This is a genomic window from Streptosporangium album, assembly GCF_014203795.1.
Lineage (GTDB): Bacteria > Actinomycetota > Actinomycetes > Streptosporangiales > Streptosporangiaceae > Streptosporangium > Streptosporangium album.
The window spans coordinates 3,268,173-3,284,028 of the sequence record NZ_JACHJU010000001.1; the positions used below are offsets into that span (position 1 = coordinate 3,268,173).

Below are 15,856 nucleotides of genomic sequence, written 5' to 3' on the forward strand. Positions count from 1 at the left end.
ACGTGATCACCTAAAACTAGGGATCTCTCCGCTGATCGGGCAATAATATTTACGCTTTTTTCACGCCTGTTCTCTCCGGAAAGAGTGGTCGTCAGGAAAACATCAATATCTTTCCGAGGGCTCGGCGATGAGAGCGGCGGTGCAGTCGGCGACGAGGTCCTCGGCGTACGCGGGGATCGGCTCATCGGACAGGTGATGGCGGCGCACCGTGGCATAGGGAAGGTCCACCGTGGCCAGGAAGAGCCGTTCCACCTCGTGCGGCTCGCGTTTCCCCAGGCGGGCGGCCAGATCGCGCAGGGCGCTCGCGACCCGGCCGTTGCTCTGTCTCAGGTGCTCGCGTGCTTCGTCGGGCCAGTTGGGTCTGTCGAAGTCGGCGGGGCCGTACAGCAGGATCCGTGTCTCCCGCGGGTGGGCGCGGCTCCAGCTCACGACGTGACGGGCCGCGTCCAGGGCCGCCTGTTCCGGCGGCCCGGTCTCCAGGGTGGCCAGAAACCCTTCCTGGAACCGGTCGACGGTGCGCAGCCAGAGGGCGGCGAGCATGGCGGAACGGCTGGGGAACCGGTGGTAGATCGAACCGCTCGGGGCGTGCGCCACCCGGGCGACCGCCGCCACGGTCACCGCGCTCGGGCCGCTCTCGGCCGCCAGTTCGGCGGCGGCGTCGAGCAGCCGGTCGATGTCGTGCTGAGCCGGTCTTCCCATGGGATCGAGGCTATCGGCTCCGGTCCGTATCAGAGAGAGGTCTCTTGAAGGGGGTTCCCCGCTCGTCCCGCGCGTTCAGTTCGTTCCACTTGTGCATCAGCCGGGGGACCTCGTCGCGGAGGAAGGCGAAGAAGCGCCGGGTCTCCTCCAGCCGAGCGCCCGCGGGCGTGTCCAGGCCGAACACCTCGACTCCGTCGCCGCGACCTCGGATGACCTGCGACGTGCCCGTGGGGCGGCGCGGAAGCCGAGCCCGGCGGCCGGAGCCGGGAGGCGGGGGAGCGCGACATGACCGCATGCCCAGGCGGAGCCGCCCCACCCCTTTTGGTAGAGAGCTTATTCTAGATTAAGCTCTCTAATACTGGCTGCGCTGTACGGGACCACCGGGAGGGCCGGGGTTCCCTGCGCCGCCGTCCGAGGAGGACCATGTCCGAGCTCATCGATCTGCCCGCGCTGCGCCCCGTGCTCGACGGCGCGGACCATGTGGACGTGCATACCGTCGAGGGGGAGGTGAGGTTGCGCAAGTTCGTCGCGGGCTCCACCGGATGGGCGCCCGGGTGGGTACGGGCGCTGTATCAGGTCAGGAGGATCTTCGCGCGTCTGTTGCGCCTGGCCCATGCCGATGTCAAGCCGGGATCCCACCTGCGGCCGGAGGAGATCCCGTTCACGCCGGGACGCAGGATCGGCTTCTTCACCGTCGTCGACGGGGAGGACGACCGTTTCCTGCTGCTGGAGGCGAGCGACTCCCATCTCGCGTCCTTCCTGGCGATCGTCGCCGAGAAGGCCGGGGGCGGCCGGAACCGGTTCCGCATGGTCACCGTCGTCAAGCATCGCCACTGGACGGGGCCGCTCTACTTCGCCGCCATCCGCCCGTTCCACTACCTGGTGATCCGCGGCATGGCCCGTGCCGGGACGAGCGGGGCCCATCCGTCCGGCCTGCGCGGGCCGGCACGGTGACGGGCGGAGCCGTGGGGCCACATGACGGCAGAAAGGCGCCGGATCGAGAGCGGACGGGCCGCCCGGCCGGGTTCGAGCGCGGCGACGGGGGCGGAGGCCGCGTCGGTGATGTCGCTCACCGGCGGAACTCCCCGCGTCGTCATCGCAGCGGAGACCGGACCGGCCGGTGACAGACTGGACGCCATGACCAAACTGGATCAGTTCGTGGCAAGTCGCCCCCGCTTGCTCGGGCTGGCCTACCGGATGCTCGGCGAGGCGGCCGAGGCCGACGACGTGGTGTCCTGGGCCGACGGCGGCGGCAAGACCACGGCGGCTCAGCGCCCGGTGATCGGCCGCGCCAGGATCATGCGCTACCTGAGCGGCCTGGCCAGGCACCCCAAGGTGACGCCCCTGGAGATGGTGATCGGTTCGGTGAACGGAGAACCCGCGCTGATCGCCCGGGACGCGGGGACGCCGACCTTCGTCACCGTCCTCGAACTCGACGGCGACCGGATCGTGGCGGTCCGTACGGCCCTCAACCCAGACAAGCTCGCCTTCCTCGCGGCGCAGTCGATGTGACGTAGCTCATAAGGGATCGCTGTCACGGACTCCCCCGGTCGCCGGTTCAAAGGGCGGACGAAGGGAGAAGGAAATGGCACATCACATGGTGGTCCTCGGCGCCGGCTACGCGGGGCTCCTCGCCGCGAAGCTCGCGGCCAAGCGGACGGGCGCCAGGATCACCCTGGTCAACGCCGGTGACCGGTTCGTCGAGCGCGTGCGGCTGCACCAGCTCGCCGCCGGTCAGCGGCTGCGGGACCTGCCGCTGAAGGACTCGCTCAGGGGCACGGGGATCGAGCTCGTCGTCGACAGGGTGACGGGGATCGACACGGCGGACCGGACCGTACGGCTGGCACGGACGCCGCAGGCGGTGGGCTACGACACGTTGGTCTACGCCCTGGGCAGCCGGGCCGATCTCGACTCCGTTCCCGGCGCCGCCGAGCACGCCTACGGCGTCGCCCTCGCGGAGCAGGCGTCACGCCTCCGGGATCGCGTGCGTGAAGGGGGAACGGTCACCGTGGCCGGTGGCGGGCTGACCGGCATCGAAGCCGCCACCGAACTGGCCGAGACCTACCCGGAACTGAAGGTCGGGCTGGTGACGGACGGGATGCTGGGCGGCGCGCTGTCGGAGCGCGCCCGGCGTTATCTCCGGCGGACGTTCGGCCGCCTGGGCATCGAGGTCCGGGAGAACGCGCGGGTGACCGAGGTCCGCGCGGACGGTCTGGTGCTGGAGGGAGGCGAGCACGTCGGCGCCGACACGGTCGTGTGGACCACGGGTTTCCGGGTGCCGGACCTGGCCCGTGAGGCCGGGATCGCCGTCGACGGTCATGGGCGCATGGTCGTCGACGAGACGCTGCGCTCGGTCTCGCATCCGGAGATCTACGGAGTCGGGGACGCGGCAGCCGTACGCAGACCGGGCGGGCAGGAACCGCGCATGGCCTGTGCGACCGGGTTGCCGTCCGCGCAGCAGGCGGTTCACGCCATCGCCGCCCGGATGGCCGGCCGCGAACCACGGCCGCTGCGGTTCCGCTACGTCAACCAGTGCATCAGCCTCGGCCGCCGGGACGGGCTCATCCAGTTCGTCCACGCCGACGACAGCCCACGCGAGGCCGTGCTCACCGGAAGGCCGGCGGCACTGTATAAGGAGAGCATCGTGAGGGGCACGATCCTCTCCCAGAGGTATCCGGCTCTGCCGACCTCCTTCTAGTCGCCGCTCCTGGCCGGAGGCGGCGGCGCTCATCACCCCACCGCGTGTCGTCGTCGACACGGAAGGTCTCACGTTCTGCGACTCCTCAGGGTTGAGCGTTCTCATAGGGGCGCTACGCGGCATGAGAGACGCCGGAGGACAGCTGGTGCTCAGCGGGGTCCGCGGGCGACGTCCACTCCCTCGGATGGCCCGACGCCTGAAACGGCACCCGGTTTCCGATGGTTCACCGCGTATGGCCGCACCGTGGCTGCGGTGACCGCCATGCCGTGCCCGTCCCCCTCATATGAGCGCATCGGCCTAAAATTCGCCAGAATCATTGGAATTCTTATCAGGAACCCATATGTCCGCTCATCTCGCGTCTGCTGTTACCGTATGCGCGATGTGCCGGAAGTCCGGACGGCAACGTCGTCCGGCGACGGCTCGGGCGGAGGCACCGGAGGCACCGGAGGTACGGCAGTCGGCTGATCGCCCGCCTGGCAGGGCCCGTCCGGGCACGGCTGCCGGGCGACTGACGGGCACTCCGCTGAGGGCTTCCGCCGGGGCCGGCGCGCCGGGCGCGTCCTGGACACGCCGCCGACGTCCGCCGGTTGGAGGGACCCGTTGACTCTGTTCTCCGCGCTCGCGCCGCGCGGGTGCATCCGTCGCCACGAGCCGCCCGAGGAGAGGACCATCATTGGCCGACCGTAGAAACGACCCCGTGGTGGTGATCGGGCTCGGCCGTTTCGGCAGTTCCCTCGCCCTGGAACTCGCCCACCGGGGCACCGAGGTGCTGGCCATCGACAGCCGGCCCAAGATCGTACAGAGCATGGCCGGCCGGCTCACCCACGTCGCCACCGCCGACTCCACCGACCTGGAAGCGCTGCGCCAGCTCGGGGTGCCGGACTTCTACCGGGCCGTCGTGGCCATCGGCACCGACCTCGAGGCCAGCATCCTGACCACCTCCCTGCTGGTGGAGCTGGAGGTCGACGACATCTGGGCCAAGGCCGTCAGCCGCGAGCACGGCCGCATCCTGCAGCGCGTCGGCGCCCATCATGTGATCTTGCCTGAGCATGACATGGGCGAGCGGGTGGCGCACCTGCTCAACGGGCGGATATTCGACTACATGGAGGTGGACCAGAACTACGCGCTGGTCAAGATCCGCCCACCGCGCGAATACATCGGCGTCCCGCTGGGCGAGTCCAACCTCCGCCGCAAGTACGGTGTGACCGTCGTCTGCGTCAAGGGGCAGGACGAGGAGTTCACCTATGCCGGAGCGGAGACCGTTCTGGCCTACGGCGACGTCATCGTCATCGCGGGAAAGGTCGACCAGGTGGAACGGTTCGCCGAGCTGCCCTGAGCCGTTCGTCCCCATCACTGGTCATACCGTCAATCGTGGGCGAAGGCGCAGGTGGAAGCCGTTAAAGGCCTGCCCGGCGACGACCATGAATACCTCTTGGCGACGCCGGGTCCCACGGTCAAATGACGGTCAGACGATGCCACCTGTGCAGCTCAGCGCGGGTCACCGGGTACGGCTGCGGGCGGTTCGTGTCCGACCAGGGCGGCGACGCGCAGAACGAGCAGAGCGGTGAGAACCGACAGTCCTCGTCTGACATCGCTGGAGCAGGCAGAGCTGCGGCGACGGCCGCGGCCATGGCCTCGCCCGCACCGAGCCCCGGGAAGTTAAGCACCGAGTTAACCTGGCGCTCAGGATGCCCTGATCTGCGCATTCCTAATGTGGGCGGCATGGACAGACGCGTCACCGCGGTGGTCTCGTCGCTTAAGGGCCCGCTGCCCCTGCTCCTCATCGTCGTCTCCGTCGGCATCGTTCTCGTGGTCGCGCAGGCGATCGCGCGCCTGTACCTCGGCGTCCATTACCCCACTGACGTGATCGGCTCGATGCTGGCCGCCACCGCCGGAACCTCGGCCGTAATCGCGCTGCGGGGCGGCATCGACCGCTGGATCGACCGGATACCGAGCACCGCCGGGCTCGGAACCCGGTAAATCGACAGGGAGGGCGCAGGATGTGGCCGACGGTGTCTGAGAGCACTCCGGACCATGCGGAAAGAGGGGCGTACGGCCGGCCTTCCAAAGACCCCGACCTGGTCTGCAGCGTGCCGGACCGGCCTTTACACAACCGGAACGCCTCCCGTCGTCGTCCGCGGGACCGCCGTAACCGCCGGAGTCGCCGCGACCGTCGCGGAGCGCATCCTGACCCCGCGGCTGGACAACGCCCGCCGCTGGTGATGCTCAGGTAGACGACCAGGCACAGGATCTTGATGATCCAGAAGTAGAGGGTGATCTCTGGAACCTTGTTGAGCATCCGGCCGCTCGGGGCATGGTGCCGAGGTTTTTCGTGTGAGGTGGTCATGACGCGTCAGCTTGGCACCGGCCACCTGAACATAACCTGATCGCGTCTTCCACCGGGGCACACCCGGGCGCCGGGTCCACTCCACGGACCTCCGCGGAGTCGCGATCAGCCGATCGCACTCACCGGCTGCTCCGCGTCGGGCAAGGTCTCCTTCCTCCGCTGCTGCCACATCGTGTGGACGATCAGCGCGGCCAGGACGGCCAGGAGCACCAGCGAGGAGCCGATCGTCCCGTAGCCGAGGCCGCCCTTGACGACGGGCTTGCTGAAAAAATCACCCACGGTAGCGCCGAGCGGGCGGGTGAGGACAAACGCTATCCAGAACAGCAGCGTGACGGAGACCCGGGTGAAGTACTTGGCGATGAGAATCAGCACCAGCAGGCCGCCGATCAGGAGTGCTCCTCCCGCGTAGCCAAGGCCGGAGTCGTCGGCCAGGAAGTCCCCGAGCGAGGTGCCCAGCGTGTTGGAGAACAGGATCGCCGTCCAGTACAGCAGCTCGCCGCCGAAAGTGCTGATCCGCTCGACGTGGAAGGAGTGACCGCTGAACTTCCAGAGAAGAAACACCGCGGCGAGGGCGGTGATGAGGACCAGGGCACCCCTCGCGTAGCCGAGCCCGGCGGTGCGGTTCATGAAGTCCGACATGGTCGTCCCGGCCGTGCTCGTCGAGAGGATGACGGTCCAGTAGAGCACCGGATGGAACTTCTCCGCCCTCAGCTGCGTCACGAGGCTGACCAGGAACAGCCCGACCAGGATCATCGAACTGACGGCATAACCGACGTTCAGCGTCTGGGCGAGAAGATCTCCACCTGTTTCTCCCAGGGTCGTCGCCGCGATCTTCATGATCCAGAAGGCCAAGGTGATCTGTGGAAGCTTCTTCATTTTCCCCCTGTCCCCGGGGTACGCACGCGGACATCACCAGGGTTTATGGGTGAATGCCACAGGTGTACGCCGGAGATGACTGCAATGTCTTGCTGGATCCGGCCCCTCGCATGGATCCGTCGTCCCGACCATAGGCTTGTGAAGCTGAAATCAACCTGAGCGGCTCGCGCAACTTCACGACGCGGTTCGTGCCCCCAACATCACTAAGACCCCTCTGGCCGTACCGCACCTACGGATCCAGGGCGATGGACAGAGCTTGGTCGAGGACCATGACCAAGCTCTGTATGAGGGGAAGCCCACCCAGCGCCGGCGGGCAAGACGGTTGTAGTGAAGCCGCTACGGCTGGGTGATCGAGTCGGACAGGGGGGTCATTGGTCGTCGGTGGCGTGCTGTGGGGGGTGGTTGGTGGTCGGATGTGGTGCGCCGGGTGCCGGCCAGGGCGGCCAGGGCGGTGGTGATGGGAACCGCGGCGATGAGTCCGATGGTGCCCACCACGCTGCGGACGATCTCCTGGGCGATGACCGGGTTGGTCAATACCTCGCCGATGGGTTGGTCGCCGACGCTGATGAGCAGCAGTAGCGGCAGGGAGGCGCCCGCGTAGGCGAGGATGATGGTGTTGATCACTGAGGCGATGTGGGCGCGGCCGACTCGGGCGGCGGCCCGGTACAGCTGGGCGAAGGTATAGCCGGGGTTGGCGTGGGCCAGTTCGGTGACGGTGACCGACTGGGTGACGGTGACGTCGTCGAGCACGCCCAGGGAGCCGATGATGATGCTGGCCAGCAGCAGGCCCTGAGTGTTGATCCGATAGTTCATGTCCAGGTAGAAGGAGCTTTCGTCAGTGATGCCGTTAAGGTCGGCCAGGCCGATGGCGGCCACCGACAGCGCGCCGGTGAGGCTGAGGCTGACCAAGGTGCCGACCACGGCCATCGAGGTGGGGATGGTGAAGCCGTGGGTCAGATACAGCACGGTGAGCATGATGGCCGCCGAGCCGACGATGGCGACCAGCAGCGGTGGCTGTCCGGCGAGGATGGCCGGGATGACGAACATCAGCAGCAGCACGAAGGTGATGGCCAGCCCGATGAGCGCGGTCACACCGCGCCAGCGGCCGAAGGCGATCACGGCCAGGGCGAAGGCGGCGCCGAGCAGTCCCAGGGGTGAGGACCGGTCGTGGTCGGAGATCTGGTAGGGCGGCACATCAAGAATGCCTTTCGGCGTGTAGATCAGCACCACGTCGTCGCCCGCGGTGAAGATCTGCGCGCCGGGGCCGCTGGGCAACTGGGTGGCGATACGTTGGCCGGCCTGCGGCCCGCTGGTCAGGTCGACTTTGGCCTCGCCGCAGGTGGCGGGGTCAGCCGGTGGCCGTTGGCCGCGGGGTTGGCCGTCTGCGGGAGGTTCCTCGATGCAGGGGGTGAGGGTGATGGAGGTGATCGTTCCCGTCATCTGCTGCAGGCTGGCCGATGGCTGGCCGGTGGAGGTGCGCTCAGTGGGCCACAGCCAGATCAGGGCGGTCAGCGTGGCCAGCGCCAGGGGAACGATGACGGCCAGCGTCGCCCACACCGTGCCGCGGGAGCTAGGGGCGGCTGGGCCGTGTGAATGGTTGGCACCCATGGTCGAGAAGGATCTCCTTAGCGGCGAGGAAAGGGGAAAGTACCGCACCGCTAAGGTGACCGTGTCGCCCTACGCCGGCGTGATGGAGGCCGCCGGGTCCCCGGTTCATGAGATGGGGCGTTGTCCGGCGAGCTGGGAGGAACCCTCCAGCGCACGGTTGGCGAGACGGTGCCAACAGTGCCTGCTCGGTGGCGGCGCCGCGACGGTGTCCCGCCCGGCCTCGACAACCTCGTGCGCATGATCAAGAAGTGGGAGGCGGGACGGCACCTTCCGGGTGAGCGATACCAGCTCCTCTACGGCAGGGTCTTCGGAATCTCGCGGGACCTCCTCTTCGGCACCCGTGCACAGCCTGTGGACAGCCCGCCGGAGCCGGTCTCCGCCGACGAGGTGACCCGGAGCGTGTTCGGGCTCGTCCAGAACGGCCGCCAGCGTCTCGGCCAGACACGGGAGCTGTACGTCGTGGCCGCCAGGGGCACGAGTGCTCGCCGAACGACACGATGAAGGTCTTTCTCGCCCGCCAGTTCAACTACACGATGACGGTCCGCCTGCGCGCCGCCGACGCACGGTCCGCGATCACCGCGGCCGAGCAGGCGCTCCTGACCTACCAGGAAGGGGCGATCGCGGCGGCGATCACGGTCCGGCCGGCGTCCATCGACCGCGACGAGCGCCTTTACCGCCGGCGAACGTACGCGACCACCCTTCTGGGAGGGGTCTCAGAAAAAAATGCATCTTATGGATAGCGTCAAAGCTGACTCTTCGCCAATCGACACCTCATTTCGGCAAGCTGACCGGTCCTTGTTTGAACTCGCGTCCCACTTTCCGCGCGTCGAGGCCGACCACGAACGGGCGGGGCTGGCAAACACCGAGGTTCAGGCCAACTGCTCGCCTCGCCTGGGGACAGCCTGGTCCTAAGCTGAGCGGCCTGATCTTTCGACGGCGGTAGACCGCGCGTGCCGCGTGGACCGGCCCGAAGGGCTTCGGCGGGCCGACGCCGTATGGAGAGTTCGCAGTTCCGTGGGCTTGCCGATCAGGACAGAATGGAGCCCTGAGGATCCTGCCCAGAGAAAGTGGCTCCGATGGACTTCCGCGATGACGTGGACCTCGACGCCTCCCAGGTGGAGGACATCGGTGGTGGAGGCGGCGGGTTCCCCGGTGGGGGCGTCGTGATCGGTGGTGGTGTCGTCGGCGTCATCGTGCTGGTTGTGGCGCTGTTCCTGGGGGGAAATCCGGCCGCGCTGCTGGGCGGTGGTGATGGTGGTGCTTCCCGGCCCGTCGGTGCGGCACCGACCTCGGATCTGGGCAGCAAGTGCCGCAAGGGTAGTGACGCCGACCAGTCGGACAAGTGCCGCGTAGTAGGCGTGGTCAACAGCGTCCAGAAATACTGGCAGGGCGCGTTCGCCGAGCGCGACAAGCAGCCGTACCGCACCGCCAGGACCATCCTGTTCACCGGGGCCGTGAACACCGGCTGCGGCCGGGCCAGCTCGGACGTCGGCCCCTTCTACTGTCCCGCCGACAGTCGTGTCTACCTCGACCTCGGCTTCTTCGACGAGCTCGAGAGCCGCTTCGGAGCCAAGGGAGGACCGTTCGCCCAGGCGTACGTCATAGCCCACGAGTACGGCCACCACGTGCAGAACCTGATCGGCACCTCCAAGCGGGCCGGCAACGACCGGCAGGGCGCGCAAAGCGCCTCGGTCCGGCTGGAGCTTCAGGCGGACTGCTACGCCGGGGTGTGGGCGAAGAACGCAGTCGACACGGGGTTCTATGAAAAGCCGTTCACCTCCGCCGACATCCAGGAAGCACTGGACGCCGCGGCGGCGGTCGGCGACGACAGGATCCAGCGGCGAGCCCAGGGCAGGGTTGACCCGGAGGGCTGGACGCACGGCAGCTCACAACAGCGGGTGAAGTGGTTCACCACCGGCTACGAGACCGGCGCCCCTGGTCGCTGCGACACCTTCTCCGGCGGTATTTGACAGCGCACGCCTCTTTACGGATCTGCGGATCGTTTCGGAACAGGATCCGGGCGGCGGAGACGGACGCCCCGCAGTCGGATGCGAAGCCGGTGCAGCCGCACGGCCGTTTCAAAGTCGGCCCATGATCGGTATCCGTGACTCTATGTAGAGATTAGGTGGAGGGCTCGCATCCGGTCGCGTCCGATGAACTGCACCGTTCGGGTGATCTCGGTGACGCCGGTACGGCGCAGCAGGCTCAGCGCGAGGTTGCGCAGGGTGGCCATGACCTGGCTCAGCGCCGTTCCGTCCAGGTCGAAGACATCACGGCGGATACAGGCGAGCTGCGCGGCGTGGGGTAGGTCGATCCCTTCCAGGGTGGTGGCGTCGGTGACCCAGGTACTCCACCGGCTGATTCGTCCGTGCCCACGCTCTTGAGCGACGTGGTCGGCCGCACGGCTGGTGATCATGGCGGTGCAGGCGGCGATGGCCGCCTTGAGCAGGTTCGCCCGGTTGCCCTTGATGGTGATCGGACATCAAGCGCTAGACGCCCCAACTAAGCGACCTTGAAATGGCCGTGCGCCCGCGTGGCAGCGCATCCACGCAGGTAAGCGGTGCGCGGCAGGGCCGGAGGGAACCCCGACTCGTTAGGGGCTGGATCCTATTCCCATTACTCCAGCCGCGGATCGTGATCTTCGTCGTTCTCCGGCGGCTTGCCGCTGGTAGCGGCATCTGCGGGTGAGGCTTGATCGCGTGGTAGGGACACACCCTTCACCTTGTGGTCCAGCGAGTTGGCCAGGTCGGCCGCCGCCGGTGCCGACCGCGTGCCCGATGGGGTACACGACCAGGGCGGCACCTCCGCCGACGAGGAGTTGGCGTGCGCCAGAGCGCAGAGGTGGCCTGCCGTTGAGCAGTCCGAGGGCAGAGCCGACCGTGAACAGGGCGACGGCGGCCAGGACGACCGCGGTGACCAGCGCGGTGGTGCCGGAGCCGAACAGGTGGGGAAGGACAACCACGACGGCGCCGAGGGCGAAGGCGATGAGGCTGGACACGGCCGCTGACCACGGCGAGCAGAGTTCCTCAGGGTCGAGTCCGAGTTCCTCGCGGAGTTCCTCGGCACCCCTGGAGAGGTTCAGGCACACGGCCAAATGATCAGGGGCCTGGTCGCTGTCTCCAGCGACCAGGCCCCTGAACTCGGGAATCAACGTCGGGGTGACAGGATTTGAACCTGCGACCTCTTCGTCCCGAACGAAGCGCGCTACCAAGCTGCGCCACACCCCGGTGCACGTCGGTCTTGCTCGTGCTTGGGAAAGTCTAGCGGACTTCGCGGGTGCTTGCGTCGCTTCGGCGGCGGGGTACGAGGGTGAGGAGGCTCGCCTCGGGGAAGCAGGCAAACCGGACGGGGGCATACGGACTGGTGCCCAGGCCGGCGGAGACGTGGAGGTAGGCGGAGTCGTGGCGGCTCAGGCCCTTGACCCGGGCCCGGTCGATGCCGCAGTTGGTGACCAGGGCACCGTAGAAGGGGACGCAGAGCTGGCCGCCGTGGGTGTGGCCGGCGAGCAGCAGCTGGTAGCCGTCTGAGGCGAAGCGGGTCATGTTGCGGGGCTCGGGGGAGTGCATGACGCCCAGGCGGAGGTCGGCCTCCGCGGGGGCGGGGCCGGCGATCAGGTCGTAGCGGTCCAGGTTGATGTGGGAGTCGTGGATGCCGCCCACGGCCACGTCGAGGTCGCCGACCTTGATCCGGGCGGTGGTGTTGTTCATGTCCAGCCAGCCCTCGACGGCCATGCCGGCGCCCAGCTCGTCCCAGGGGAGCGAGGGGATCTTCTGGCCGTGCTCACCCTTGGAGGTGCGCCAGAGATAGCGCACGGGGTTCTTCGGGCGCGGTGCGTACATGTCGTTGGAGCCGTAGACGAACAGGCCCGGCCGGGACAGCAGCGGTTCGAGGGCGTGCAGGAGCGGGCCGACCGCGTCGGGGTGGGCGATGGAGTCGCCGGTGTTGACCACCAGGTCGGGCTTGAGGTCGCCCAGCGAGCGGACCCAGTTGATGAGCATCCGCCTGCCTGGAGTGAGGTGCAGGTCGGACAGGTGCAGGATGCGCACCGGCCGCTGGCCGGGCTCCAGGACGGGCACGTCGAAACGCCGCAGGCGGAACGCGTTGCGCTCGACGACCGAGGCGTAGGCGAGGCCGGCCAGACCGGCGCCGAACAGGGACAGGGGAACCGCAGCTGCTTTCCTCACCTTCTCATCATGCCCGACATCACGCTCCCTGAAGGAAACTTGGGATACGGCGGAGCTGGTGAGACGGCAAGATGGACCGCATGAGCGCATTGAAAGACAGGCTGAAGGCCGATCTCACGGCTTCCATGAAGAGCAGGGACGAGGTCCGGACCCGCACGATCCGCATGGCCCTCGCGGCGGTGAACGTCGAGGAGGTCGCGGGCAAGTCGGCGCGCGAGCTCTCCGACGACGAGATCGTCAAGGTGCTGGCCAAGGAGGCAAAGAAGCGCCGCGAGGCGGCCGAGGCGTTCAGCGGCGCCGGCCGGACGGAGCAGGCGCAGGCCGAGGTGGACGAGCAGGCCGTGCTGGAGGCGTATCTCCCGGCCCAGCTCTCCGACGAGGAGCTCGGCAGGCTCGTGGACGAGGCCGTCGCCGAGAGCGGTGCCACCGGGCCTCAGGCCATGGGGCAGGTCATGAAGGTCCTGACCCCCAAGGTCGCGGGCCGGGCGGAGGGTGGTCGGGTGGCGCAGGCCGTACGTGCCCGCCTGACGGCCTGAGAGGGCCGCACGCCCGCCTGGCGCGGTCAGGTGGGGTAAAGGGATCGGAGCCCTCCCCGAGACTTCAGGGGAGGGCTCCGGCGTCTCTACTGGCCGGTGGGAGCGGGGGTGCCGTTGTTCGGGAAGCCACCGTTGCCGCCGTTGTCGTTGTTCACGGTGGTGTCGTCGGTGGAGGGCGGGCCGTCCCCGTTGTCGCGCGGCTTCCTGGCGGGCGGTGGCGCGCAGCCTCCGGAGCAACCGCCGAAGCGCTCCATGTTCACCGGGGTGAAGGGGGTCGGCTCGACGTTCTTCAGAGCGCTGGACATGGAGCTTCTCCAGATCTGACCGGAGATCGTGGCGCCGTACACGTAGCTGTAGTAGCGCCCGCCGATGGTCACGCCGACCAGGTCGTGTTCGAAGGCGCCGCGCGGGTCTCCGAGGCTGACCGCGGAGGCGAGGTCGGGGGTGAAACCGGCGAACCAGGCGGCGGTGTAGCCGTCGGTGGTGCCGGTCTTGCCTGCGGCCGGACGGCCGATGCCGCCGTATTCGCTCATCGTGCCCTTGGTGAACACCCCGGACATGATGTGGGTGGCCGCGTCGGCGACCTCCTCGTCCAGGACCTGGCTGCACTTCGGCTTGTACGATGCGGCCTTGCCGGTGCGGTCGCGGATCTCGGTGATGGCCATGGGCTTGCAGTAGGTGCCGCGGGCGGCGATCGTCGCGTAGGCGGCGGCCACCGTCACCGGGTCCATCTCGTTGACGCCGAGGGTGAAGGTCTCGACCTCCTGCAGCTTGTCGCCGTCGGCCCGCTTGATGCCCATCTTCTTGGCCGTCTTGACCACGTTGCAGAGGCCGACCTGCTCCTCCAGCTTCACGAAGAAGGTGTTCACCGAGCCCAGGGTGCCGGTGGTCAGGGTCTTGAAGCCGCCGCCGCCCTCGCTGGAGTTGCGGACGCCGTGGCTGGGGGCACCGACCCGGTTGCCCGCGCAGTCGCGGAACGAGCTGTAGCCCGGAGCCCTGTACTCCGCTCCGGTGCTGTTGCCGTCGTTGATCTTCATCCCCTTGTCCAGGGCGGTGAGCAGGGTGAAGGCCTTGAACGTGGAGCCGGCCTGGAAACCCCTGCCGCCGCCGTGCTGGACGTCGGCGGCGAGGTTGTAGCTCATCTCGTTCTTCTTCTTGTTCTGCCCGAACTTCCGGCTGGCGGCCATCGCCTTGATGGCGCCGGTGCCGGGCACGACCATCGCCTGCGAGGCGACCGGCTTGTCGCTGGTCTTCACGTACTGCTTGATGGCCTTCTCCGCCGCCTTCTGCGCCGTCGGGTCGAGCGTCGTCTGGATCGTCAGACCGCCCCGCTGGAGCTGCTTCTTGCGCTGCGTGGCCGTCTTGCCGAACTCCTCGTTGTTGAGCAGCTCGTACTGGGCGTAGAGGCAGAAGTAGGGAGAGGTGCTCTCGTCGCAGCCGCCGGGGACCGGGACGTCCTTGAACCCGAGCTTCTTGGCCTTGGCCTCCGTGGCCTCCTGCAAGGTGATCTTCTTGAGCTCGTACATCCGGTCCAGGACGGTGTTGCGCCGGTCCAGCAGCCGCTGACGGCTGGCCTTTCCCGCGTTCGGGTCGGTCCCACTGGGGTTCTGCACGGCTCCGGCCAGGGTGGCCGCCTCCCACAGGTTCAGCTTGGAGGCGGGCTTGTCGAAGAATCGCTTGGACGCGGCCTGGATCCCGTGGGCGCCCGCACCGAAGTAGGCGATGTTGAGATAGCGCTCAAGGATCTCCGACTTGGTGTATTTCTCCTCGACCGCCATCGCGTAACGCAGCTCGTTGAGCTTGCGGGAGTAGGACGTCTCGATGGCGGCTTGCTGCTCCTCCTTGGTCTCCGCGCTGTTGACCAACACCTGCTTGACGTACTGCTGGGTGATGGAGGAGCCGCCCTGGATGCCTCCGCCGCCGGAGAGGTTCTTCACCGCGGCGCGGAAGGTGCCCTCCAGGTCGATGGCCCCGTGCTGGTAGAACCGGTAGTCCTCGATGGAGACGATCGCGGTCTGCATGATGTCGGCGACCTGGTCGAGCTTCACCGACTCACGGTTCTCGTAGAAGAACTGCGCGAACTGCTTGCCGTCCGCGTCGAGCAGCGTGGTCTTCTCCGCGAGTGGAGGCTCGCTGAGCTCCTCGGGGAGCAGGTGCAGCTCCTCCGTGGCGGACTTCACGGTCATTCCCGCGCCGCCCACCGCCGGAAGCGCGACGGCAGCGACCAATACGCCTGTGGCAGCGGATGCGGCGACCAGCCGCAGAAGGTTCCCGACGACCGATCCCTGATCTTTGCCCTGAGCTTGCACGAGTCAAGGTTACGTCGTACGGATGCCCCAAACGGTAACGGAAGACTATTTCGCCGCGCGTCGAGCACGTAATCGATCAGGTGACTAGTCATTCCCGGCCACATGGCCGCTGATGACCATGCGAGAAATTGGTCCCGCCGGGGTCTGTCGGCCCGAACGTCTGGTTGCGTACGTTCTCTTTCTGCGGCAATTGAATACGGAGGCTCGACGCCCGCGCCCGTCGGCCCCAAGTCACGACTGACCACCTAAGGGGAGTGGGGTCGAATGTGGATCACGGATTGGACCTCCCGTGCGGCCTGTAAGGGTGCGGATCCTGATGCGTTGTTCGTTCAGGGTGCTGCCCAGAACCGAGCAAAGCTGATCTGCCGAGGATGCCCGGTCCGGACCGAGTGCCTCGCCGATGCGCTGGACAACCGCATCGAGTTCGGGGTGTGGGGCGGGATGACCGAGCGCGAACGCCGGGCGCTGCTGCGTCGGCGACCGGATGTCGACTCCTGGCGTGACCTGCTGGAGTTGGCCAAAGAAGAGTACGAGCGAACGAACGAGCTGATAGCGGGCTGAGTTCGCGCCGATCCCGTACGGCTGGCGCCGAGCGCCAG

At 67.7% G+C, this 15,856-nt stretch carries 19 protein-coding genes and 1 tRNA gene; 11 read left to right on the top strand and 9 right to left on the bottom strand.

Annotated features, from left to right (window positions below; all coding sequences use genetic code 11):
- Window positions 1-102: 102 nt before the first annotated feature.
- A complete protein-coding gene (locus tag FHR32_RS15575; protein WP_184754966.1) occupies window positions 103-699 on the bottom strand; it encodes a TetR/AcrR family transcriptional regulator in 597 nt (198 codons plus the stop codon).
- A gap of 10 nt (window positions 700-709) precedes the next feature.
- Complete coding sequence (locus tag FHR32_RS15580) at window positions 710-883, bottom strand: hypothetical protein (protein ID WP_184754967.1); 174 nt, start codon at window positions 881-883, stop codon at window positions 710-712.
- A gap of 239 nt (window positions 884-1,122) precedes the next feature.
- Here FHR32_RS15580 and FHR32_RS15585 point away from each other — a divergent pair, with 239 nt between their 5' ends.
- From FHR32_RS15585 to FHR32_RS15610, 6 genes are all read left to right on the top strand, one after another.
- The gene (locus FHR32_RS15585; RefSeq protein WP_184754968.1) at window positions 1,123-1,653 is read left to right on the top strand and encodes a DUF2867 domain-containing protein; all 531 of its coding nucleotides are present in this window, start codon (window positions 1,123-1,125) and stop codon (window positions 1,651-1,653) included.
- 21 nt (window positions 1,654-1,674) lie between these two features.
- Window positions 1,675-2,211: a sigma-70 family RNA polymerase sigma factor family protein gene (locus FHR32_RS15590; protein WP_184754969.1), complete on the top strand. Its 537-nt coding sequence runs from the start codon at window positions 1,675-1,677 to the stop codon at window positions 2,209-2,211.
- A gap of 73 nt (window positions 2,212-2,284) precedes the next feature.
- A complete protein-coding gene (locus FHR32_RS15595) occupies window positions 2,285-3,397 on the top strand; it encodes an NAD(P)/FAD-dependent oxidoreductase (RefSeq protein WP_184754970.1) in 1,113 nt (370 codons plus the stop codon).
- A 31-nt stretch (window positions 3,398-3,428) separates the two neighbouring features.
- Window positions 3,429-3,653 carry an STAS domain-containing protein gene (locus FHR32_RS47255; protein WP_376773369.1) on the top strand — a complete coding sequence of 75 codons (225 nt, stop codon included), beginning with the start codon at window positions 3,429-3,431 and terminating at the stop codon, window positions 3,651-3,653.
- Window positions 3,654-4,070: 417 nt separating this feature from the next.
- Window positions 4,071-4,733 (top strand): potassium channel family protein, encoded by a 663-nt coding sequence (locus tag FHR32_RS15605; protein ID WP_184754971.1) that lies wholly within the window; start codon window positions 4,071-4,073, stop codon window positions 4,731-4,733.
- A 386-nt stretch (window positions 4,734-5,119) separates the two neighbouring features.
- Complete coding sequence (locus FHR32_RS15610; RefSeq protein WP_184754972.1) at window positions 5,120-5,377, top strand: phosphatase PAP2 family protein; 258 nt, start codon at window positions 5,120-5,122, stop codon at window positions 5,375-5,377.
- Between the two features lie 472 nt (window positions 5,378-5,849).
- On the opposite strand, the gene FHR32_RS15615 is transcribed toward FHR32_RS15610, so the two are convergent.
- Both FHR32_RS15615 and FHR32_RS15620 read right to left on the bottom strand, forming a co-directional pair.
- Window positions 5,850-6,620: a COG4705 family protein gene (locus tag FHR32_RS15615; RefSeq protein WP_184754973.1), complete on the bottom strand. Its 771-nt coding sequence runs from the start codon at window positions 6,618-6,620 to the stop codon at window positions 5,850-5,852.
- Window positions 6,621-6,956: 336 nt separating this feature from the next.
- Window positions 6,957-8,228 (bottom strand): YibE/F family protein, encoded by a 1,272-nt coding sequence (locus FHR32_RS15620; RefSeq protein ID WP_184754974.1) that lies wholly within the window; start codon window positions 8,226-8,228, stop codon window positions 6,957-6,959.
- A gap of 177 nt (window positions 8,229-8,405) precedes the next feature.
- Between FHR32_RS15620 and FHR32_RS15625 the strand changes: the two genes are divergently transcribed.
- The 3 genes from FHR32_RS15625 to ypfJ all read left to right on the top strand — a co-directional run bounded on the left by FHR32_RS15625 (window position 8,406) and on the right by ypfJ (window position 10,198).
- Window positions 8,406-8,729, top strand: coding sequence for a hypothetical protein (locus FHR32_RS15625; RefSeq protein ID WP_184754975.1), 324 nt, complete (start codon window positions 8,406-8,408; stop codon window positions 8,727-8,729).
- Window positions 8,726-8,968, top strand: coding sequence for a hypothetical protein (locus tag FHR32_RS15630; RefSeq protein ID WP_184754976.1), 243 nt, complete (start codon window positions 8,726-8,728; stop codon window positions 8,966-8,968). The genes FHR32_RS15625 and FHR32_RS15630 overlap by 4 nt, the downstream gene beginning before the upstream one ends.
- A 336-nt stretch (window positions 8,969-9,304) precedes the next feature.
- Window positions 9,305-10,198 carry a KPN_02809 family neutral zinc metallopeptidase gene (ypfJ, locus tag FHR32_RS15635; protein WP_184754977.1) on the top strand — a complete coding sequence of 298 codons (894 nt, stop codon included), beginning with the start codon at window positions 9,305-9,307 and terminating at the stop codon, window positions 10,196-10,198.
- A gap of 140 nt (window positions 10,199-10,338) precedes the next feature.
- On the opposite strand, the gene FHR32_RS15640 is transcribed toward ypfJ, so the two are convergent.
- The 4 genes from FHR32_RS15640 to FHR32_RS15655 form a co-directional block, all read right to left on the bottom strand.
- A complete protein-coding gene (locus FHR32_RS15640) occupies window positions 10,339-10,644 on the bottom strand; it encodes a hypothetical protein (RefSeq protein WP_184754978.1) in 306 nt (101 codons plus the stop codon).
- A 177-nt stretch (window positions 10,645-10,821) separates the two neighbouring features.
- Window positions 10,822-11,316, bottom strand: coding sequence for a VIT1/CCC1 transporter family protein (locus FHR32_RS47260; RefSeq protein ID WP_376773319.1), 495 nt, complete (start codon window positions 11,314-11,316; stop codon window positions 10,822-10,824).
- Between the two features lie 65 nt (window positions 11,317-11,381).
- Window positions 11,382-11,455: transfer RNA gene (locus FHR32_RS15650), tRNA-Pro, on the bottom strand.
- A gap of 33 nt (window positions 11,456-11,488) precedes the next feature.
- Window positions 11,489-12,412, bottom strand: a complete 924-nt coding sequence (locus FHR32_RS15655) for a metallophosphoesterase (RefSeq protein WP_184754980.1) — start codon at window positions 12,410-12,412, stop codon at window positions 11,489-11,491.
- 80 nt (window positions 12,413-12,492) lie between these two features.
- Between FHR32_RS15655 and FHR32_RS15660 the strand changes: the two genes are divergently transcribed.
- Window positions 12,493-12,948: a GatB/YqeY domain-containing protein gene (locus FHR32_RS15660; RefSeq protein ID WP_184754981.1), complete on the top strand. Its 456-nt coding sequence runs from the start codon at window positions 12,493-12,495 to the stop codon at window positions 12,946-12,948.
- 86 nt (window positions 12,949-13,034) lie between these two features.
- On the opposite strand, the gene FHR32_RS15665 is transcribed toward FHR32_RS15660, so the two are convergent.
- Entirely contained in the window at window positions 13,035-15,134 is a 2,100-nt protein-coding gene (locus FHR32_RS15665; RefSeq protein WP_246466982.1) for a transglycosylase domain-containing protein, read from the bottom strand.
- A 387-nt stretch (window positions 15,135-15,521) separates the two neighbouring features.
- Here FHR32_RS15665 and FHR32_RS15670 point away from each other — a divergent pair, with 387 nt between their 5' ends.
- Window positions 15,522-15,818 (top strand): WhiB family transcriptional regulator, encoded by a 297-nt coding sequence (locus FHR32_RS15670; protein WP_012887233.1) that lies wholly within the window; start codon window positions 15,522-15,524, stop codon window positions 15,816-15,818.
- The last annotated feature ends 38 nt before the right edge of the window (window positions 15,819-15,856 follow it).